This window comes from Streptosporangium sp. NPDC023615 (genome assembly GCF_040640155.1).
Taxonomy (GTDB): Bacteria; Actinomycetota; Actinomycetes; order Streptosporangiales; family Streptosporangiaceae; genus Streptosporangium.
Window position 1 is genome coordinate 18,145 of sequence record NZ_JBFABE010000048.1, and the last position, 20,124, is coordinate 38,268.

Here is a 20,124-nt window from a genome sequence, read left to right on the forward strand (position 1 = left end):
TATAGGTACTCACGGGTGATTGAGACAGTTCCGAACCCCCATTCCCATCGCGCAGAAAAGGAGTGGACACCCCCGATGCGGAACGGTCTCCCCCATGAACGCAGGAAGGAAAGCATGAAATGAGCGTTTCCAAGAAACTCGACTTCGACCTGGAAAGCCTTCCGCTGGACGTTTTCGACCTGGCCGAAACCGGTCTGACGGTCGAATCCCTGACGGCCGGCCACGGGATGCCGGAGAATGCCGCGTCCGGTCCGTGCAGCATCGGCTGCTGCTCCTGCCTGGCCTGAGGATCACGGGCCCGTGCCGCCGGTCGCGCACCGGCGGCACGGGCCCGGCGACGAAGGTGCGAACCGGTGAACCCCAGACTCATACTGCCCAGTGGCGCGCTCGTCCACTCCCCGCTCGTGGTGCGCGTGGCGGGGCTGCCCGCGTCGGTGCTGGGCGCGTTGCGTTCCGCCGAGTCCTTCGCCGAGGCGGAACGGCTCGCCGAGCTGGACGACCGGCTGACGGCGGAGGCCGGCGAACTGGCCGACGCCCTCTACCCGGTCATCGGGTCGCCGGCCGCCGTCGAGGCCAAACCGCACCTCGTGGGACTGCGGCGCGCGCTGCACCGGCGGCGCGCCCCCGGCGGCGGCGAGTGGAACGCGAAGATCGCCGCGGTGCTGCCGGTGGGCACCGCCGCCAGGATCGACGCCTGGGTCGGGGGCATGGAGGAGTACGAGCGCCGGCGGCTCCGGCTGCCGGCGGCGCTGGAGCGGGAGGCCCCTGCCACGCTGGCCGCGCTCCGCGACACCGCCGGTGACCCCGGCTTCCGCCGGGCGCTCTCGCTGGCCAGCCCCGCCCTGCACGAGGAGCTGTCCAAGTGGCTCGCGGACGGCGGCCGGAAGGTGCGCGGGCCGTCCCTGGTGCGCCTGGCCAAGTACGTGACGCGCGCGGCCGCCAAGACGAGCCCCTTCAGCACGTTCACGGTCAGCGGCACGGCGCTCTGGGCCGTCCGTGGTCCCGCGGTGAGGCTCGACGACGACGTTCCGGTGGCGGGCGTGCTCGAACTCGACGGTCTCCTGCTGCGCCTGCTGTACCGGGCCGTGTGCGACGACCCCCGGCTGGGACGGAGCCTGCGGGTGCGCGTCAACCCCAGTGCCACCCGCCACAGGGGCATGATCGGCTTTCTCGGCTCCCGGGGCGGGGAGCCCATCCTCTCCATACCGGCCACCCCGGCGGTCACCCGATGCCTGGAGATCCTCGAGGAGGACACCGGCCTGACCCTGTCCGGTCTGCGCGACCGCCTCGCCGAGGGGCACGACGACCCGGCGGCCGTCCTGCGCTTCCTGGAGGCCCTGCTGGCCGCCGGGCTCCTGGAGCGTCCGCCGCCGGTCACCGACCACGCCGGTGACCCGCTCGGCCCGCTGTCGCGCCGGCTCGGCGCCGGCGAGGACACCGCGGAGGAGGCGGAGAAGGCCGAGAACGCGGAGGTGGCGGAGAACGCGGAGAACGCGGACGGCGAGCACGGCGGGAAAGACGGGAACGGCGGCGTCGCCACGATCGGCGCGCTGGTGGAGCGGGCGCGGGTGGAACTGCTCAGGCACGTGCCGGTGGCGGACGTCGAGGGCCATCTCGGCCGGCAGCGCGCGCTCCGGCGCGCCGTCGAGGACCTCCGGGCCCGTCTCGGCCTGCCGCGCGGGGACGACCGGGGCGCGTTCCACGAGAACGCCGTCTTCACCGGTCCGGCCGCCTCCTGCTCCCTGCCCCGCTGGCGTGCCGCGCTGGAGGATCTGGACACCCTCCGGCACTGGCTCGCCGCCCTCGACCCCGCCCTGCCCCTGCGGGTCGCGCTGGGCGCGTTCTGCGGCGAGCGCTTCGGCCCCGGCGTCCGCGTGCCCTTCCTGCTGTTCCACCGGGCGGTCCACGACGAGCGGGCCCGGCGCGGCAGCCGTCACGGGCGGTTGCTCGGCGCGGTGTTCGGCGCCCGGCCGGGCGAGACCGTGGACCCCCACGGCGTGCCGCGGATGCGCGAGCTGAACCACCTGCGGCGCGTGGCGCGGCAGGCCGCCACGACCTGCCCGATCGAGGACGGCGTCCGGTCCGTGGCGCCGTTCGCGCTCACCTCGCTCGCCGCGGGCTGGCCGGAGTGGCTGCCGACGCCGCCCTCCCTGGCCTGCTACGTGCAGGTGATCGACGGGCAAGGGCCGATCCGGCTGGTGGTCAACGCCGCCCACACCGGATGCGGGCGGGGACGCAGCAGGGTGCTCCACCTCCTCCGGAGGGCCGGGGGAACCGCTCCGGAGGACCCGGCGTGGCGGAGCGACGCGTCCGCGACGCCGGTCGCCGAGCTGGGCGGGACGTTCGCCTCCTCGCTCAACCGGCGGGTGCCGAGTGCCCCGTACGAGATCGACTACCCCTTCGCGGCGAGCGGACGCCCGGACGCGGAACGGCTTCCGCTGAGCGATCTCGAGGTGGTCCACGACGCCAGGACGGGGATGGTACGGCTGCTGTCCAGGCGGCTGGGCGGTGCCGTCAGGCCACTGCACCTCGGCATGATGGCCGACCTGCTGCTCCCGCCGGCCGCCCGGTTGCTGGCGCTGGGCTTCGGGTCGAGCTACCTGCTGTATCCCGGCATGCCGCTGCTGGAGGAGGCCGCCGAGGAGGACCGTCCCGAGGACGTGGTCCCCGTGCCACGGGTCGAGGTCGGCCGGGTCGTCGTGCGGCGCGCGCGCTGGGTCGCGCCCGCGGCGCGGGTGCCCCTCCGGCGCAAGGGCGAGCGGGACGCCGACCACTACCTGCGCCTGGTCGCCTGGGTGCGGTCCCACGGGATACCGGCGCGGTGTTTCGTACGGGCTCCGGCCGCCGGGCGGGACCGGCTCGGCGCCGTACTGGATAAGTCACGCAAACCCATCTACATGGATTTCGCGAACGGGCTGCTCGTCACGGCGTTCGACCGGATGGTGCGCGCCGCCGGACCGGTGGTCGTCTTCGAGGAGGCGCTTCCCGACCCGGAGGCGGGCGGGGGGAGCGTCACGGAGTTCCTGCTGGAGATCTCGGAGCGGGAGGACGGACATGGATGAGACGGAGTGGGTCAGCGCCCACGCGTTCCACCAGGCCGATCTGGACCGGCTCATCGTGCGGGCGGTCGCCCCGCTCGTCACCGAGCTGGGCGCGGAACGGCTCATGGAGCGCTACTTCTTCCTGCGGTACTGGGACGGCGGCCCCCATCTGCGCCTGCGTGTCCTGCCCAGGGACGCGGCGGCGAGGGGACGGGTGCCCGAGCTGATCGACGACCGGTTCCGCGCCTACTTCGCCCTCGCCCCGGCCGCCGCCGGGCAGTCCCCCGGGGAGTACGCGCGGGCCGCCAGGGAGCTGGCGCTCCGGGAGGGGGTGACCGCCTACGAGCCCCTGCCGTTCCCCACCAACACCGTCAGGTACGTCCCCTACCGGCGCGAGCACGCCCGCTACGGGCACGGGGCCGACGTCGAGGCGGTCGAGCGGCACTTCGACGACTCCAGCAGGATCGTCCTCGACCTGCTCGTGCGGGGCCTGTCGCGGGACCAGCGGGCGGGCACGGGGCTCGCGATGATCCTCGTGGCCTGGTTCGCCGGCGGGCGCCCCCGGGGCGAGCCGCCCTCGGCCGGGCTGTCGTCCTCGGCGGACGTGTCGCCTTCGGCCGGTGCGGCGTCCTCGATCGGGATGCCGTCCTCGGCAGGCGTGCCCGAGCGGGTCGTCGACCTCGCCCGGCAGATGCGGCTGCTCACCGCGCGGGCGTCGGAGCTGCCCGCCACGTGGCCCCTGGTCGGGTGGGCGCGGTCGGTCTCGCGCCTGGCCCGCACGCTCGAGACCCGGCCGGACGAGGTCCTCGACCTCTGCGCGCACCTCGCCTGCAACCGGCTCGGTGTCCCGCCCCCGCTGGAGGGGCGCCTCAGGCGGCTGGCCGCCCGGGCGGCCGGCACCCTGGACGAGGCGGTGACGACGTGAGCGCCCCCGGCTGGCACAGTGTCCACGTCCACTACCAAGACGAGGACGACGGGCTGATCCTGGACGCGGTCCGCCCGCTGTTCCTGCGGCTGTCCGGCCGGGTGGAGGCCGCCCACCACCTGCGGCACTGGCGGCGGGGGCCGCACCTGCGGCTGAACGTGCGCGCCGGCGCCGGCGTCTTCGACGAGGTCGTCCGCCCCGCCGTCGACGACGTGATCGGCGGCTACCTGAGGGCGCACCCCTCCACCCGCCGCCTCGACCCCGCGTCCCACCTGGACGAGCACCGCCGCCTGGCCGAGCTGGAGGACGAGCGCGGCCCGCTGGAGCCCTGGCGGCCGGACAACTCCATCCACGTCGAGCCGTACGACGACCGCGCGCACGTCCTGGGCAACCGGGAGATGGCCGACCTGTTCGCCGCCTTCCACACCGACACGACGGACCTGTCGTTCCGGATGACCGAGCGGTGTCCCGCGGGCGTCAGGCGGCTGGCGGCCGCCTTCGACCTGGTGGTCGCCACCGCGCACACGCTGGCCCCGGACGGCACGGCGCGGGGTTTCGTCTCCCTGCGCTCGCACGCCGAGGGGTTCCTGAGCCTCGACGCGCACGGCGAGACCCGCCGGTCGGCGTGGGAGGAGCACCGGCGCGGGCACGCGCCCACCCTGGCGGAGCGGTTGCGCGCGGTGACCGGGACGCTCGACGGCGGCCCCGAGACGATGCCCTTCGTCAGGGAGTGGGCGTGGGCACTGGACCGCCACCGCGCACGCGCGGCCGAGCTCATGGCGGCCGGCACGTTCACGATGCCGTCCGGCACGGCCGGGGAGGAGGCGCGGCTGAGCGCGGTCAGTCCCTTCCACCGCGACCTCTTCGCGTCGGAGGCGTGGTCGGCGACGCGGTCGTCGCCCGCGTTCGCGCTCAACCGGCTGCTGCTGAACTCCACCTACCTGTACCTGACCCGTCTCGGGATCACGCCCGCCGAACGCTTCCTGCTCTGCCACCTGGCCGCCGGGATCGTCGAGGACCGCAACGGCCCCTCGGCGTCCGCACCGCTCCACGAGAGGTGATCACATGTACGGCACTCGTGCGTCCACCGGATGCACCGAACTGCTGCGGCTCCGCCCCGGGGTCTACAGTGCCGTCTCGGCGGAGGGAAGCCTGCATCTCCTGACGTGGCGGCGCGGTGAGTCGTTCACGGAGGGGGCCATGTGGAGACAGACCGTGCTGCGGTGCCTGGCCGCGGCCCCCTGCGCGGCGGCGGACCTGCGCGCGGCCGCGCCCGGGCACGAGGTGGACGGGTTCGTCGAGGCGCTGCGGGCCGGTGGCTGGCTGATGACCACGGTCTGCCACGACGAGCGGCCGCTCTACACGGTGCGGGCACTGCGCCCGGCGCCCCCGGCGCCGGTGCCCGCCGGGCACCCCGGCGACCTGGTGCTCTCGCGCTTCGCGGTCATGCGCCGCGAGGGGGACGCCCTCCTGGTCGAGTCACCGCTGGCCTGGGCGGAGGTGGAGGTGCACGATGTCGCCGTGACGGCCCTGCTCGGCCGGCTCGCCGGTCCGGCGGGCGCGGCCGGCCGGATCGCCGGCCCGGAGCCGCTGCCCGCCCCGGTGGTGGCGCGCGCGCTCCGGGATCTGCGGTGGACCGGCCTGGCGGTGCCGTGCGGGGACGCCGAGCCGCACGCGCGGCTGTGGCGGCCGCACGAGCTGTGGTTCCACCACCGCACCCGGGCCGGCGACCCCGGGCGGGGTTTCCGCCGCGACCCGGACCAGGACGGGTCCGCCGCCCCGGCCACGGCCCCGGCCACGGCTCCGGCCACGGCTGGAGTCACGGCTCCGGTCCCGGCCGAGGCGCGGGTGCCCGGCGGTGTCGTCGTGGACCTGCACCGGCCGGACCTGGACCGGCTCCGGCGCCACGATCCGCCGCTGGCCCGCGTGATGGAGGAGCGGCGCTCGATCCGCGAGCACGACGACTCCGCGCCCGTCACCGCCGCCCAGCTCGGTGAGCTGCTGTACCGCTGCGCGAGGGTCCGCGGTTCGTTCGAGCTGGACGGCACCCGCCACTCCGACCGGCCCTACCCCTCCGGCGGGGCCGTCTACGAACTGGAGATCTACCTCGTCGTCCGCCTCGCCGCGGGGCTGGACCCCGGCATGTACCGCTACGACCCGTACCGTCACCGGCTCCGTCTCGTCCGCGGGCCGGGGCCGGAGGTGACCCGGTTGCTCCACCTGGCGGGCCGTGCGACCGCCACCGGGTCGCGACCCCAGGTACTGATCGTGATGGCGGCGCGGTTCGCCGAACTCATGGCGAGGTACGACGACATACCGTATTCGCTGATCCTGAAGCACGTCGGGGTGCTGTTCCAGAGCATCGGCCTGGCGGCCACGGCCATGGGACTGGCGGCGTGCGCGCTCGGCGCCGGCGAGGCCGCCTCCTTCGCCGAGGCCACCGGGCTCGACCCCGCGACGGAGGGCAGCGTGGGCGAGATCGCGCTCGGCGGCCGGGCGGCGGGCGTGACGGGAGACGGGCGCTGATGGGTCTTTCACTGCGGCCGGACACCTACCGCGCCGCCTCGCCGGACGGCGTGTACATGCTCACCCACGAGGGCTCGATCTCCATCAGAGGACGCTCGATCGCCCAGCTGGTAGATCTCCTGGCACCGTACCTGGACGGCCGTCACACGCTCGCCGAGCTCACCGAGCACCTGCCCGCCCAGCGGCGCGAGCTGGTCCGCAAGCTGATCGCGCTGCTGATCGAGCGCGGCGTGGTCCGCGACCTGGCCGAGACGTTCCTGCCGGGCCCCTACCTCGGCGAGGCCGCGTTCGTCGGCTACTTCCGCGCGGACCCGATCGAGGCGTTCCAGCGCCACCGGCGGACGGTCTCGCTCTTCCTCGGCTCGGGACGGCTGCTCAGGGCCTGCGCGCAGGCCGCCCGCCGCTCCGGGTTGAGACACGTGGAGGTCGTGAACGTGACCGACGGCGACCCGGGCCCGCTGCCGGTCGGCGACCGGCACGTGAGCCGGGCCACCGAGGAGGCCATCGCCCCCCTGCTCGACGGCGTCGGCCTCGTGGTCCACGCCGCCGACCGGCCCGTGGTCGAGCGGGCCGAGCTCATCGACCGGCTCTGCGCGGAGCGCGGCATCAGGCTGGTCCAGGCCGTCGCGGCGGACGGGCGCGCCTGGCTGGGGCCGATCGGCGCGGTGCCGGACGGCGGCCGTAGCTGGTCCTCGGGCCGGCTCAGGCTCGCCGCGCGCCGGATGGACCTGCCCGGCGACCGGCCCGCCCGGCCCGGGGCGGCCGGTGCCGCGGCGGTGGCCGCCCGCCTCGCCCAGGGCGTCCTGCGCACGGGCACGGAGCTCGTCCGGCCCGACGAGAGCGCCATGGTCGAGATCGACCTGACGACGCTGGAGAGCAGGCGCTGCCCGTTCCTGCCGCACCCGTTCAGCCGTCCCGGCGGGGCGGTCGTCTCCCGGGCGGACCTGCTGCGCCGGGTCGCCGAGCTGGAGCGGGAGCCCCCGCTGACGGAGGAGGAGTTCTCCCGCCGGGCCGCGCTGTGCGCCCGCGACCCGGCGGGCGTGGTGGGCGAGCCGGGCGAGGGCCGCCTCGCCCAGATACCGCTGCACGTCTGCGCGGTCCAGGTCTCCGATCCCGTGGGGCTGGCCGGCCCGGTCCGCACGCCCACCGTGACCGGCGCCGGGCCCGGCGTGGCGCGGGCGCGCTACCGCGCGGTCCTGCGGGCACTGGCGGCGTACGGCTCGCTCATGGTCGATCCGCGGCGGCTCGTCACGGCCGACGGCCGGGCGGCGGCCGGGCCCGGCGACGACCCGGTGCGGGTACTGGCGGCGCTGAGGGAGGGGCGGGTGAACGGGCTGGTCTGGGGGCACGTCCCGGGGACGCGCGAGGCGCGCCTCGTCGACGCGGCCGAGGCGTTCCCATGGCTGCGCGCGACCGGCGGCACACCCGTTCCGCCGGGGCCGTCCGAGCCGGTGCGCCCGTCCGGGCCGCCGGGGCCGCCAGGGCCGCCCGATCCGTTCGGGCCGCCCGTCGGCGCCGCGGCGGCCTACAGCTGGCGGGAGGCGGTCGAGGCCGGGGTCGTCGCGCAGTGCCACCGGCTGACCGTGGCGGAACTGGCGGCGGCGACCGTCCCCTTCGCCCGGCTGCCGCTCGACCGGATGCGGCTGGACGCCAGGGGCGAGCGCTACCGGGCCATGCTGGCGGTCGTCGGGGAACCGCTGGAGGTCTTCGACGTCACCGGGTCGCTCGGCGTGCCCGCCGTCCTGTGCTGCCTGGACTCCGAGCCGGTGGCCTGCGCCAGCGCGCTGTCGGTGCCCGGGGCCGTGGCCGACGCGCTGGAGCAGGCGCTCCTGCACTTCCAGGCACGGGAGAACGACCAGTCCCTGTACGCTCCCCCGGCCCCGCCCCGCCTGCCCGGGCCGCTGCGCGGGCGCGCCCTCCGGTCACCCGGCTCCGGTCCCGCGCTCGACCTGGCGGCCGTCGGCGCCGCCCTGGAACGGCGGGGACGGCGCGTCCTCGCCGTGCCCCTCGACCACGATCCGGCGGTCGCCTCGCTGGTGCCGTACATCGTCCAGGTGGTGCTCGTCGATGCCTGACCACACCGGGTGCGTGCTCGTCGGCCACGGCATGATCGCCGACGCCGTCGCCGCGGCCCTGGGGCCGCTCAGGACGGACGCTCCCGGCCTGGCGGACGTCCTGATCGCCGCGGGCACCGGGGACGCGAGGGGCACGACGAACGCCGTGGTCACCGCGGGCCCCCCGGGCCGCGCGGACGCGAGGTGGACGGCGGGTTCCGCGGACGTGGTGCTCTCCACGCACATGGCCGACATAGCCGACACGGCGGATATGGCGGGCGCGGTGGCGCCCCGCGGGGACGGGCCGGTGGTGGTCGTGGCCGCCGACGGGTGGGACACCCGGCCCTACCGGCGTGTCCAGAGGGTGTGCGCCGCCGGGCGCCTCACCTGGCTGCCGGTCCGCGCCGAGCTGGGCCGGGTGGTCGTCGGCCCCCGCGTGCGGCCCGGACTGCCGGGGTGCGTGTGGTGCGCTGAGGAGCGGCGCCGCCGCGCCAGGCCGGAACCGCTCGGCCATCAGGCGGTGATGGAACGGCACGGGGACACCCTGGCCGACCGGCCCTCCTCGTGGCTGACACCGCAGGCCGCCGATCTCGTCGCCGCGCTGGTGGCCGACGAGGTGGGGCGGATCCGCTCCGGCGAGCCCGCGCGGACGGCCGGGGCGCTGCTCCTGGTCGACCTGGCGGACCTCGCCGTCGGCAGGCACTCCTTCCTGCCCGTCCCCCGGTGCGCGGAGTGCGGCGCCCTGCCCGCGGACGACGCCCGGCGGGCCCGCGTCACGCTGCGGTCGCGGCCGAAGCCCGCGCCCTCGGTGTACCGGGTGCGGAAGGTGCGGCTGGAGGACCTCGAACGCATCTACGTGGACGAGGAGTGCGGCCTGGTCAGGAAGCTGTTCAGGGACGACGACGGCGGCCTGGCCGTCTCCGCGGCCACCGTCGGGCTGCGTGGCGGCGCGGTCGAGTCCGGCTACGGGCGGACCCGCGACTACCACAGCAGCGGGGTGACCGCGGTGCTCGAGGCCCTGGAGCGCCACGGCGGCATGGAGCCCGGCGGCAGGCGCACGACGGTGTCGGGCAGCTACGCCGAGCTGAGGGAGAGCGCCGTCGACCCGCGGGCGTTCGGCCTGCACCCGCCGGAGTCCTACCGGCTGCCCGGTTTCCCGTTCCGCCCGTTCGACGAGGACGCGGCGTGCCGGTGGGTGTGGGCCTACTCCTTCGGCCGCGGGGCGCCGGTCCTGGTGCCGGAGGCGCACGCCTACTACGGCCTTCGCCACGCCGACCCGGCGCGCCCCCCGTTCTCGTACGAGATCTCCAACGGCTGCGCCCTGGGCGGCTGCCTGGAGGAGGCGATCCTGCACGGCGTCCTGGAGGTCGCCGAGCGGGACGCGTTCCTGATGACCTGGTACGCCCGGATGGAGGTCGCCAGGATCGAGCTCGGCTCCGCCAGGGACCGCGTCGTCCCGCTCATCGCGCACACCCTGGAGGCCGGGACCGGCTACCGGGTGTCGGTCTTCGACACGACCCTGGAACAGGGGATCCCCTGCGTGTGGGCGATGGCGGTGAACCCCTCCGACGACGACGGCCGCCCCAAGGCGGTGTGCGCCGCCGGGTCCCACCCCGATCTGGAGCGGGCGGCCGAGAACGCGCTGCGCGAGCTCGGTCCCGCCCTCGGCGACCTGCTGCGCCGCTACCCCGCGCGGCGGGACGCCGCGCGGGCCATGGCGCGCGATCCCTCCCTCGTCACCGGGATGGCCGACCACTCGCTGCTCTACGGGAACCCGGAGGTGTTCGGGCGGTTGCGGTTCCTGGCCGAGACGCCGGCTGTCCGCCACCTCACCGGCGCGCCGGCGTCGTCGGCGGCGCTGGCGAACGCCGACCTGCGCGACGACCTGGAGGAGCTCCTGCGGCGTTACCTGGGCGACGGGCTCGACGTGCTCGTCGTGGACCAGACCTCGCCCGAGCACCGGGCCGGGGGGTTCGCCTGTGTCAAGGTCCTCATCCCCGGCACGCTGCCCATGACGTTCGGCCACGACCGGCGGCGGCTGGAGGGCCTGCCGCGCCTGTACCGGGTTCCGGGCCTGCTCGGGCACCGCGACCCGCTCCCCGGGCACGTCGGCGCGTACCCTCATCCCTTCCCGTGAGCGGGCCGGCGGCGCCCCCGTGGCGCCCCTGCGTCAGGACAGCTCCACGCTGCCGGCGGCGTGGAGCGGGGAGCGGATCCACTGCATGAGCGACAGGCCCAGCCCGTAGGTGGCCACCCGGCGTCCCGGTGTCACGACGATGAAGCAGATGCCCTCCATCTCGGCCTCGCCGAGCGAGGTGATCGCCTTGAGGCGGCCCGTCCCGATGAGGTCCTGGATGTGCGGGTCCTTGGCGTCGAGGATCTCCGCCGTGCCCTGGAACTGCAGGGTGAACGGCGGGCTGAAGGGGTAGCGGCGGCACGGCACGCAGATCGCGACGTTTCTGTTCTGCCGGACGTTGCGCGCCTTGACCGTGCTCTCCAGCGTCGCCATGTAGAGCTTGCCGCCGGTCTCCGCGTAGAGCATCCCCGCCACGTGCGGCCGGTTGGCCGCCGACGAGGTGGCGATGGTGCAGAACGTCTGCTTCGAGATCGTCTTCCGGACGAGGGCCTGGAGCTTCTGGCTGGACAACGGTTGTCTCCGTTCTCTGGTGTGCCCGGCAGGGCCTGCGGGCGGCGTCGCGGGCGCGGTGCGCGCCCGGTCAGGGCCGGCGGACGGCGTCGCGTGCGCGGTGGCGCGCCTCGACCCTCTCCTTGATCAGGGCCATCTGGATCTTGGTGTTGTCGTTGATGCTCTTCTCCATCCAGGCGTCGTCCACGGGAGCCTCCGGCTTCATGTGGAAGTCCTGGACCCAGACCATGCGCGTGCCCCCGGGGACCTCCTCGTAGGTCCAGCGGATGTTCATGTACTCGAAGTTGCCGGTCTCGACGCGCCGCGCGGTGACCGACCGGCTCGCGCGGTCGGCGACCCGCTCCGACACCCACGTCCAGACCCTGCCCTGCTCGTCGGGGTGCTTGGTGAGCCGGAAGAGCACCCGGTCGCCGTCGCGTTCGAGCACGTCGGCGGCGGCGTACTCGCTGAACAGCTCCGGCCAGCCCGCGACGTCGTTGGTGACGTCCCAGGTGAGGTCGAACGGCGCGTCGATCACGATCTCGTTCTCGGTGTGCGCGGCCACGATCAGTTTCCCTTCGGCGTGAGTGTGTTGACCATGTCGACGAGCTCCCTGGGCGTCTCGCTGGACTCGGCCTCCACGCCGAGTTCCAGCCGGTAGCGGCGCTCCAGCTCGGCCACGATGCTCAGCAGGCCGAGCGAGTCGACCTCGATGTCCTCGAACCGCACGCTGTCCGATTCGAGGGTCTCCGGGGCCACCCTGACCCCCGCGCTCTTGCTCACGATCTCGGCGAGTTCCTCGTAGGTCAGCATGATCCTGGTCATGGGTTCCTCCTGGGTCCGGGGGTCATGGGGCCTGGGGTCATGGATGCGGGGTTCACGGGTGCGGGGTTCACGGCTGTGCGGTTCAGGGGCGGGTGAGGACGAGGGCGGAGTTGCCGCCGTACAGGCCGCGGGCGAGGATGAGCACGGTGTCCAGGTCGGCCTTCCTGGCCGCGCCGTGGACGACGTCGAGCCCGTGGGCGGGGTCGGTCAGGTTGGGCGCGGGCGGGATGAGCCCCCGTTCCATGCTCAGCACCGCGCAGGCGGTGTCGATGGCCGCCGAACCGGCGTACGCGCGGCCCGTGCCGGCCTTCGGCACGGCCACCGGCACGGCTCCGGCCCGCGATCCGAAGACCCGGTGGACGGCCTCGGCCTCGGCGCCGTCGGCCTCGGGGGTGCCCAGCGCGTCGGCGAAGATCACGTCGACGTCCCGGGCGGACCTGCCGGCCTCGGTGAGCGCCGCCGTCGCGGCGCGCGCCAGGCCCTCGGCCGAGCGGTCCGGGCGGAAGCCCCCGGTGAACGTCGCGGCGTGCCCGGCGATCACCGCGCGTGGCGTGGCGCCCCGCTCCCGCGCCGCGGAGCTCTCCTCCACCACCAGCAGGGCACCGCCCTCGGCCGGCACGAACCCGCCGGCCCCGGCGGTGAGCGGCAGGTACGCGCGGGAGGCGTCGCCCTCGCGGCTGAGCAGGCCGTGGCCGTACTGGCAGGCCAGCGAGAACGGCGCGTACGGCGCCTCGGCCCCGCCGGCCAGCATCGCGACGCGCCCGCGCCGGATCTCCCGCCCGGCGTGCGCGACGGCGTCGAGCCCGCCCGCCTCGTCGGTGACCAGCACCCCGCACGGCCCCTTGAGCCCGTGCCGGATCGAGATCTGGCCGGTGCTGGCGGCGTAGAACCAGGCGATCGACTGGTAGGGGCCGACCGCGCCCGGCCCCTCGGTCCACAGGTCCTGGATCTCCCGCTGGCCGAACTCCACGCCGCCGGCGCAGCTCGCGGTGACGACCCCCATCGCGTACGGGGACAGCCCGGCGGGGTCGAGCGCGGCGTCGCCCAGCGCCATCTGGGCGGCGGCCATGGCGATGTGGGTGAACCGGTCGGTCTGGACGACCCAGCGCGGCTCGACGTAGCGGGTGACGTCGAAGCCCGGCAGCTCGCCGCCCACGGTCAGGGGGTAGGAGCCGGAGTCGTAGTGGGTGATCGGCCCGATGGCGCACGCGCCCTCGCGGGTGGCCTCCCAGTACGCCTCGGCGCCCACGCCGGTGGGGGCGATGACGCCGATCCCCGTGATCACCGGTGTGCGGCTCACCGGGCCCCTCCACGCTCCAGGACCACCGCGGACTGGAAACCTCCGAACCCGCTGCCCACCGACAGGACGGCGTCGAGCCGCGCCTGCCTGGCGTGGACCGGCACGTAGTCCAGGTCGCACTCGGGGTCGGGTGTCTCCAGGTTGGCGGTGGGCGGGACGACCCCCTCCTGCATGGCCAGCACGCACGCCGCCAGCTCGATGGAGCCGATCGCGCCCAGGGAGTGCCCGACCATGGACTTGATCGAGCTCACCGGGACGGCGCGGGCGTGCTCGCCCAGCGCGCGCTTGAACGCGGCCGTCTCGTGCCGGTCGTTCTGCTTGGTCCCCGAGCCGTGGGCGTTGACGTAGTCGACGTCCTCGGGCGCGAGCCCGGCCTCCTCCAGGGCGCGGGTGATGGACTCGGCCATCTCGACGCCCTCCCGGGTCAGCCCGGTCATGTGGTAGGCGTTGCCGTGGGTGGAGTACCCGCCGATCTCGCACAGGACGGTGGCGCCCCTGCGCCTGGCGTGCTCGCGCTCCTCCAGCACCAGGACGGCGGCGCCCTCGCCCAGCACGAAGCCGTCCCGGTCGCGGTCGAACGGCCGGGAGGCCCGGTGCGGCTCGTCGTTGCGCGCGGAGGTGGCCCGGATCGCGTCGAAGCACGCCACCGTGATGGGCGAGATCGGCGAGTCGGCCGCTCCCGCGATCATGACGTCCGCCCGGCCCTCCTTGATCGCCTGGTGCGCGTAGCCGACGGCGTCCAGCCCCGACGTGCAGCCCGTGGACACCGTCTGGACGATGCCCCGGGCGCCCGCCAGCTCGGCGATCTCGCCCGCGAGCGGCCCCGGGGAGAACGCCGAGTGCAGGAACGGCGAGGCGTAGCGGTGGTCGACCAGCCAGTCCCGGCCCTTGTTGGAGGCCACGACGTAGTCGCGTTCCAGCAGTGTGGTCCCGCCGACGGCGGTTCCCAGCGACACGCCCACCCGCCACGGGTCGGCCCAGTCGCCGGAGAGACCGGCGTGGGCCAGCGCCTCCACGGCCGACGCCGCGGCGAACTGGACGTAGCGGTCCATGCGTGCCGCCTTCTGCACGTCGAGCCCGCACGCGGTCGCGTCGAAGTCGCACTCGGCGGCGATCCTGGAGCGGAAGCCGGTGGCGTCGAACAGCGTGACGGCCCGGGTCGCGGTCCTGCCCTCCGTGAGCAGTTCGAAGAACGCCTTGGCGCCGATCCCGCCCGGCGCCACCACCCCGACACCGGTGACGACCGTTCCCCTAGTCACCCGGCCCCTCCTCGGTGTCCACGTGACCGAGCTCCGGGCGGGGGGCGAGGGGGGTGAGGAAGAAGGCGATGCGCGCCTCGGCGTCGCCGGTGTTGCGGACCCGGTGCCGGACGTTGATCGGGACCAGCAGCGCCTGGCCCTCGCCGAACGCGTGCGGCACGCCGTCCAGGTCGATCGTCACGGCGCCGGTGGTGACGTAGAGGTACTCCTCGGAGTAGGGGTGGTAGTGCTCGTTGACGCGCTCGCCCGGCTTGAGCACGGCGACCCCCATGTAGCCCGACGTGGCGCCCACGGTCTTCGAGCTCAGCAGGACACGCAGGTCACCGCCGCGCTTGGTGTTGCCGGGCACCTCGTCGAGGTCCACGATGCGGATGTCCTGGGTCGTCATGCCGGTCCCTCTCTCCCGGTCCCCTCTTCACCGCGCACCGTGTGGCGGCGGACGGCGTACCGCATGTGCCGGCGGTCCTCGCTGACCTCGACGATCGGGGCGGCGAGCTCGTCGACCCTGTGCCCGCGCGCCCACCGGGCGTAGTGCTCGGGCGTCTCCCACTCGCTGGTGATCAGCCACTGCCCCGGGTCGTCGAGCGACTGCAGGAGTTGGTCGCTGACGTGGCCGTCGGCCTCGGCGACCTCCCGGCGGATCCCGTCGTAGGCGGTGACCAGTTCCCGCTCCCCCTGCGCCCGCAGGTGCAGCAGGACGCGCAGCCGGCCCTCCCCCGCGCTCACCTGGACTCCAGCACGGTGCCCTCGATGACGTGCAGGCTCGTGTCCGGCACCGGGCGGACCCCGTCCTGCCGGATGCCCGCGCGCTCCATCAGGCCGGCCAGGCTGCGCCGGGTGTGCTTCCTGCCGCCCACGTTGAGCAGGAGGAACAGGTCCATCGTGGTGGTGACCTTCATCTCGGAGCTGTCCTCGACGAGGTTCTGGACGAGCGCCACCCTGGCTCCGGGCCTGGCGGCCTCGGCCACCCGCCGCAGGGCGTTGTAGGTGCTCTCGTCGTCCCACTCCAGGACGTTCTTGAAGATGTACAGGTCGGCCTCCACCGGCATCTCCCGGCGGCAGTCCCCGCCGACGACCGTGGCGCGGCCGGCCAGCGGCCCGCCGGGCAGCAGTGCCGCGTCGGCGCCGGAGACGACGGTCTCCAGGTCGAACAGGACGCCGCGGGCCTCGGGGTGCCTCTCCAGGAGCGTGCGCAGCAGGTGGCCCTGCCCGCCGCCGATGTCGGCCACCGTGCCGATCCCGGTCAGGTCCAGGGTGTCGGCGACGGCCGCGGAGGTGATGGCGCTCGACTGGGTCATGGCCCGGTTGAACACGTGGGCCGACGACTCGTCCTCCTCCTTGAGGTAGGCGAAGAACTCCTTGCCGTAGATGTCGGGGAAGACGGCCTTGCCGGTGCGCACCGCGTCGTCCAGGCGCGGCCACGCCTCCCAGGTCCACGGCGCGCTGGCCCACAGCACCATGTAGCGCACGCCCACGGGCGCGTCCTCGCGCAGCAGGCGCGACAGCTCGGTGTGCGCGTAGCGGCTCTCGTCCACCTCCTCGAAGACGCCGTGGCTGGTCAGGGCGCGCAGCAGCCGGTCCAGGGTCTCGGTGTCGGCGCCGACGGCGGAGGCCAGGGCGCTCACGTGGGCGGGCTCGTCGCCCAGGGCGTCGGGAAGGCCGAGCTTGACGCCGGCGCGCAGCGCGCCGGCGAAGCCCAGGCTCATGCCGAGTTCGCGCAGTCTCGTCACAAGCAGCGAGTCGGGAGTTTCAGCTCGTGCATTCACGAAAATCCACCTCTGCCTCTCGAGCGATTCTTCTGCGGTCAGACTAATTGAGTCGGCCTATCTTTCATAGCCCTTGTTAAGTTAATCTGGCACCGACCGTGAACCCGTTCGCACGAAGGGACCACAGCAGCGATGGCCGAGATCTCCACTGGTCAGAACGTCGCTACATTCATCAATGTCTTCCGTACGGAACCGCGCAACCAGCAACGGCTAATCGACCGGATCATCGACGCTCACAAAGCGGTAATCCAGCATCGGCCGGGCTATGTCTCCACAAATGTCCACGCCAGCGTGGACGGTTATCTGGTGGTGGACTACACCCAGTGGCGACGCCGCGAGGACTTCGAGGCCATGGTCCGCGACCCTGCGGTGGAGCCCCACTTCCGTCCCATCGGCGAGCTCACCAAGGGCGAGCAGCAGGCCTACGAGGTGGTGTACTGCCACATGACCGACGACTGACCGCCGGTCCGGTCCGAGTAAACGCGCACACCCCTGGGGCGATTTCGCGCCGGGGGTGTGCGTTACTGTATATAACTTGACTTGAAAGCACTAACAATATACCATCGTCTGACCATTGTCCGGTAACCGCATTTCCGTTACCAGATGATTTCCGACCGAAGAGCGAATCGAAAGAGGAAGTAATCGATGGAGACAGCCGCCATGACGCTGAGCGTCATCCTGGCCATATCCTTCCTGGGCTCGGGAGCCATGAAACTGTTCGGCCAGTCCAAGGTCGTGGCCGGGCTCGAGGAATTGGGCGTCGGCCGGGGGATGACGGCCGTCATCGGCGCGCTGGAGCTGGCCGCCAGCGCCGGGTTGCTGATCGGCCTGGCCGTCAGGTGGCTCGGCGTGGCGGCCGCCGCCGGGCTCGTGCTGCTGATGATCGGCGCCGTCGTCACGCACGTCCGGGCCGGCGACTACTCGGACCCGAAGCGGCGCCCGCCGGCGCTGATGCCGGTGTTCCTCGTCGTGTTCTCGGCGGTGACCCTGGCACTGCTGGTGGCGACCCTCTGAGGCCCGTCGATCGCCACCCCGCGAACGGGTCCGGCGGCCCGCGCCGGGCGCGCGCCGCCGGACCCTCCGGCCCGGTCACGCCATGAGCGGCTCCGCGCCCACGCAGCGGGCCACCGCCGCCGCCAGGGCCCCGGCCGGGTCGTCCGGCAGCGTGCGGGCCCGCCAGCCCACGAAGCCGTCGGGCCTGACCAGTACCGCGCCGTCCGGGCCGACGCCGTACGCGCCGGGCCAGCGGCCCTCCACGTCCCGCACGTCGCCGTCGGGACCGATCCGCCACTCGGTCAGCCGCAGGCTCGGGTGGCGGGCGGCCACCTCCGCGGCCGCGACGGTCCACGCGGCGGTTCCCGTCCCGGTCAGCAGCGTCATCCCGGCCCCGAAGAGGTCGAGGGTGGACCTGCGCGCGCCGTCCGTCTCGATCACCAGGTGGGGCGCGCGCGAGCCGGGACGGCCGGAGGGCTCGCGAGGATCCTCCACGGTCACCTCGCCGAACCCGCCGGGACCACCGGGACGCCCGGACGCGTCGTCGGACGCGTCGTCGGACGCGTCGTCGGACGCGTCGTCGGCCAGGGCCGCCGAGCGGTAGAGGTAGCCCAGGGAGACGGTGTTGTGCGGGAGCTGCGGGGGCAGCGGCGGAGCCTCGCCGTCCCCGCCCAGCCAGGACAGCGGCATGCGGGCCAGCGACTGGATCAACGTCAGCTCCGCGACCGGCCGGCGCTCCTCGTCGTAGGTGTCCAGCAGCGCGGGTCCCGCCGTGCCGTCGAGCACCTCCGCCAGCTTCCACGCCAGGTTGTGCGCGTCCTGGATGCCGGTGTTGCCGCCGAAGCCGCCGCTGGGCGGCATGACGTGAGCGGCGTCGCCCACGAGGAAGACCCGTCCCCGCCGGAAGCGGTCGGCGACCGCGGCGGCCACCTCCCAGGGGCCGGCCACGCGCACGCGCGCCGACGGCTCCGCGCGCCCCAGGGCGGCCTCGATCAGTTCGAGGCAGCGGCTCTCGGTGAAGTCCTCCGGGCGTTCCCCCTTGTCCGGGGAGTAGGAGACCGACACCTGCCACAGTCCGCCGTCGCGCGGCAGCAGCGCGCCGCCGACGTCCTCCACGTAGCAGGCGCCGAAGCGGCGCCCGTCCAGCTCCGGGGGGATGTCGGCCTCGAACACGATGCTGACCTGGTGCCCGAGCACGCCGGGACCGTTGCGGCCGATGCCCAGCAGCCGCCTGGAGGGGCCGCCCGAGCCGTCGGCGGCCACGACGTAGCGGGCGCGCACGGTGTGCTCGGCGCCCGAGGACCGCTCCCGCAGGAGCGCCAGGACGCCGTCGCCGTTCTGGTCCAGGCCGATCAGTTCGACGCCGAACCACAGCACCGCGCCGTGCCGGCGGGCGTCCTCGGCGAGGATCGGCTCAAGCCTGTTCTGGTCGCAGGAGCAGGCGTCGACGGGACTGAGCCGGGCGGTGTCGTCCTCCCAGGCGGTCTTCTCCCAGACGGCGCCGGGGTGGGCGAGGTTCTTCACCCGCGCGATGCCCCCGATGTCGCCCCCGGGCGTGCCCGTCGCCTGGATCCGCTCGGCCAGGCCCACCGACCGGTACAGCTCCATGGACCGGACGGTGAGCCCGCGGAAACGCGGGTGGGCCGACAGGCCGGGGGACCGCTCGACGAGCAGGCACGAGATCCCCCGGTGCGACAGGAACAAGGCGGTGGACAGCCCGGCGAGCCCACCGCCCACGATCAGTACCGGCGTGTCCGTCTCGATCGTCATACCGGGACGGCCTCGATCACGCTGTCGGACGGCAGGCCGGGGAACTCCACCGTCCGCACGGACCGGATCTCGAAGCCCGACTTGTCGAGCAGGACGCGGATCTCCTCCTCGCTGCGCTCCCTGCCGTCGACCGCCATCATCAGCAGGTCGATCAGCTTGGCCAGGCTGAAGCCCTCCCCGGACAGCAGGTGTTCGAGGATCAGCAGGCGGCCGTGGCCCGGCATGGTGGAGCGGATGTTGCGCAGCAGCTCGGCCGACCTCTCGTCGTTCCAGTTGTGCAGGCAGTGGGCCAGCACGTACACGTCGCCGTCGGCCGGGACGGTGTCGAAGAAGCTGCCGCCGACCAGCTCGCAGCGGTCGGCCAGGCCCTGCGCCTCCAGCCGGGCGCGGGCGTACGGGATGGTGTCGGGCAGGTCGAGCAGGACGCCCTTGAGGTGGGAGTTGTCCTTGAGCACGTGCTCCAGCAGGGCGCCGTCGCCGCCGCCGAGGTCCACGACGGTGCGCGCGTCGGAGAAGTCCGTCTCCGACAGGGCGCGCATGGCGACCCGGGGGGCGGTGCGGCCGTGCGCGGCGAAGAAGTGGTCCTGCAGCTCCGGGTGGTCGCCCAGGTAGTCGTAGAGGTGTTTGCCGTACACCTTCTCGGAGGCCGGGCGGCCGGTGCGCACGGTGTCGAGCAGCTCGGCGAAGAGCTTGATGTGCTCCATGCCGTTGAGCAGGATGAAGTGCCTGAACGACGAGGGGGAGTCCGAGCGCAGCATCCGGCTCTCGTCGTTGAGCGTGAAGTGCCGCGGGCTCGTCTCGTCGAACACGCCGACCGCCGCCAGCGCCCGCATCACGCGGTAGAGGGCGTCGGGGTGGGCGCCCACGACGGCGGCCACCTCCTCGATGTCGCGGGGCTCGTCGGACAGGTGGTCGGGGACTCCCAGCTCGCACACCACGTACCCGGCCTGGGACAGCCAGGTGCCGGTCAGCACACCGAACAGGGGCCGCTGGTTCATCTGCTGAGGTTCGGAGACGGTCATGTCGAACTCCTCTCGTA

At 74.0% G+C, this 20,124-nt stretch carries 19 protein-coding genes; 9 read left to right on the top strand and 10 right to left on the bottom strand.

From position 1 onward, the window contains the following. Positions 1-119 precede the first annotated feature (119 nt). The 7 genes from AB0G16_RS27320 (at position 120) to AB0G16_RS27350 (ending at position 10,683) form a co-directional block, all read left to right on the top strand. Entirely contained in the window at positions 120-287 is a 168-nt protein-coding gene (locus AB0G16_RS27320; RefSeq protein WP_362810781.1) for a thiomuracin/GE37468 family thiazolyl RiPP peptide, read from the top strand. A gap of 66 nt (positions 288-353) precedes the next feature. Then, the gene (locus tag AB0G16_RS27325; protein ID WP_362810784.1) at positions 354-3,062 is read left to right on the top strand and encodes a lantibiotic dehydratase; all 2,709 of its coding nucleotides are present in this window, start codon (positions 354-356) and stop codon (positions 3,060-3,062) included. Beyond that, positions 3,055-3,966, top strand: coding sequence for a lantibiotic dehydratase C-terminal domain-containing protein (locus AB0G16_RS27330; RefSeq protein ID WP_362810787.1), 912 nt, complete (start codon positions 3,055-3,057; stop codon positions 3,964-3,966). Before AB0G16_RS27325 ends, AB0G16_RS27330 begins: the two co-directional genes overlap by 8 nt. After that, positions 3,963-5,027: a thiopeptide maturation pyridine synthase gene (locus tag AB0G16_RS27335; protein ID WP_362810790.1), complete on the top strand. Its 1,065-nt coding sequence runs from the start codon at positions 3,963-3,965 to the stop codon at positions 5,025-5,027. The genes AB0G16_RS27330 and AB0G16_RS27335 overlap by 4 nt, the downstream gene beginning before the upstream one ends. 4 nt (positions 5,028-5,031) lie before the next feature. After that, positions 5,032-6,492 carry a SagB family peptide dehydrogenase gene (locus tag AB0G16_RS27340; RefSeq protein WP_362810793.1) on the top strand — a complete coding sequence of 487 codons (1,461 nt, stop codon included), beginning with the start codon at positions 5,032-5,034 and terminating at the stop codon, positions 6,490-6,492. Next, the gene (locus AB0G16_RS27345) at positions 6,492-8,567 is read left to right on the top strand and encodes a hypothetical protein (RefSeq protein WP_362810796.1); all 2,076 of its coding nucleotides are present in this window, start codon (positions 6,492-6,494) and stop codon (positions 8,565-8,567) included. The genes AB0G16_RS27340 and AB0G16_RS27345 overlap by 1 nt, the downstream gene beginning before the upstream one ends. Then, the gene (locus tag AB0G16_RS27350; protein WP_362810799.1) at positions 8,560-10,683 is read left to right on the top strand and encodes a TOMM precursor leader peptide-binding protein; all 2,124 of its coding nucleotides are present in this window, start codon (positions 8,560-8,562) and stop codon (positions 10,681-10,683) included. Before AB0G16_RS27345 ends, AB0G16_RS27350 begins: the two co-directional genes overlap by 8 nt. Before the next feature lie 33 nt (positions 10,684-10,716). Here AB0G16_RS27350 and AB0G16_RS27355 read toward each other — a convergent pair whose 3' ends face one another. The 8 genes from AB0G16_RS27355 to AB0G16_RS27390 all read right to left on the bottom strand — a co-directional run bounded on the left by AB0G16_RS27355 (position 10,717) and on the right by AB0G16_RS27390 (position 16,322). Next, positions 10,717-11,193, bottom strand: a complete 477-nt coding sequence (locus AB0G16_RS27355; RefSeq protein ID WP_362810801.1) for a pyridoxamine 5'-phosphate oxidase family protein — start codon at positions 11,191-11,193, stop codon at positions 10,717-10,719. 70 nt (positions 11,194-11,263) lie between these two features. Beyond that, positions 11,264-11,737: an SRPBCC family protein gene (locus AB0G16_RS27360; RefSeq protein WP_362810804.1), complete on the bottom strand. Its 474-nt coding sequence runs from the start codon at positions 11,735-11,737 to the stop codon at positions 11,264-11,266. A gap of 2 nt (positions 11,738-11,739) precedes the next feature. Continuing rightward, positions 11,740-11,997: an acyl carrier protein gene (locus AB0G16_RS27365; protein ID WP_362810806.1), complete on the bottom strand. Its 258-nt coding sequence runs from the start codon at positions 11,995-11,997 to the stop codon at positions 11,740-11,742. A gap of 82 nt (positions 11,998-12,079) precedes the next feature. Beyond that, positions 12,080-13,297: a beta-ketoacyl synthase N-terminal-like domain-containing protein gene (locus AB0G16_RS27370; RefSeq protein ID WP_362810809.1), complete on the bottom strand. Its 1,218-nt coding sequence runs from the start codon at positions 13,295-13,297 to the stop codon at positions 12,080-12,082. Continuing rightward, positions 13,294-14,556, bottom strand: coding sequence for a beta-ketoacyl-[acyl-carrier-protein] synthase family protein (locus AB0G16_RS27375; RefSeq protein ID WP_362810812.1), 1,263 nt, complete (start codon positions 14,554-14,556; stop codon positions 13,294-13,296). Before AB0G16_RS27375 ends, AB0G16_RS27370 begins: the two co-directional genes overlap by 4 nt. Further along, entirely contained in the window at positions 14,549-14,944 is a 396-nt protein-coding gene (locus AB0G16_RS27380) for a cupin domain-containing protein (protein WP_362810815.1), read from the bottom strand. Before AB0G16_RS27380 ends, AB0G16_RS27375 begins: the two co-directional genes overlap by 8 nt. Continuing rightward, complete coding sequence (locus AB0G16_RS27385) at positions 14,941-15,282, bottom strand: antibiotic biosynthesis monooxygenase family protein (RefSeq protein ID WP_362810818.1); 342 nt, start codon at positions 15,280-15,282, stop codon at positions 14,941-14,943. Before AB0G16_RS27385 ends, AB0G16_RS27380 begins: the two co-directional genes overlap by 4 nt. Next, positions 15,279-16,322, bottom strand: a complete 1,044-nt coding sequence (locus tag AB0G16_RS27390; protein WP_362810821.1) for a methyltransferase — start codon at positions 16,320-16,322, stop codon at positions 15,279-15,281. The genes AB0G16_RS27385 and AB0G16_RS27390 overlap by 4 nt, the downstream gene beginning before the upstream one ends. A 291-nt stretch (positions 16,323-16,613) precedes the next feature. On the opposite strand from AB0G16_RS27390, the gene AB0G16_RS27395 reads away from it, so the two are divergent. Together AB0G16_RS27395 and AB0G16_RS27400 are read left to right on the top strand one after the other, a co-directional pair. After that, positions 16,614-16,781, top strand: a complete 168-nt coding sequence (locus AB0G16_RS27395) for a hypothetical protein (RefSeq protein ID WP_362810824.1) — start codon at positions 16,614-16,616, stop codon at positions 16,779-16,781. Positions 16,782-16,967: 186 nt separating this feature from the next. Further along, positions 16,968-17,336, top strand: a complete 369-nt coding sequence (locus AB0G16_RS27400) for a DoxX family protein (protein WP_362810827.1) — start codon at positions 16,968-16,970, stop codon at positions 17,334-17,336. Positions 17,337-17,411: 75 nt separating this feature from the next. Here the strand turns inward: AB0G16_RS27400 and AB0G16_RS27405 are convergent, their stop codons facing one another. Next, positions 17,412-19,085, bottom strand: coding sequence for an FAD-dependent oxidoreductase (locus tag AB0G16_RS27405; protein WP_362810830.1), 1,674 nt, complete (start codon positions 19,083-19,085; stop codon positions 17,412-17,414). Beyond that, positions 19,082-20,107, bottom strand: coding sequence for a methyltransferase (locus AB0G16_RS27410; protein ID WP_362810833.1), 1,026 nt, complete (start codon positions 20,105-20,107; stop codon positions 19,082-19,084). The genes AB0G16_RS27405 and AB0G16_RS27410 overlap by 4 nt, the downstream gene beginning before the upstream one ends. Positions 20,108-20,124 lie beyond the last annotated feature (17 nt).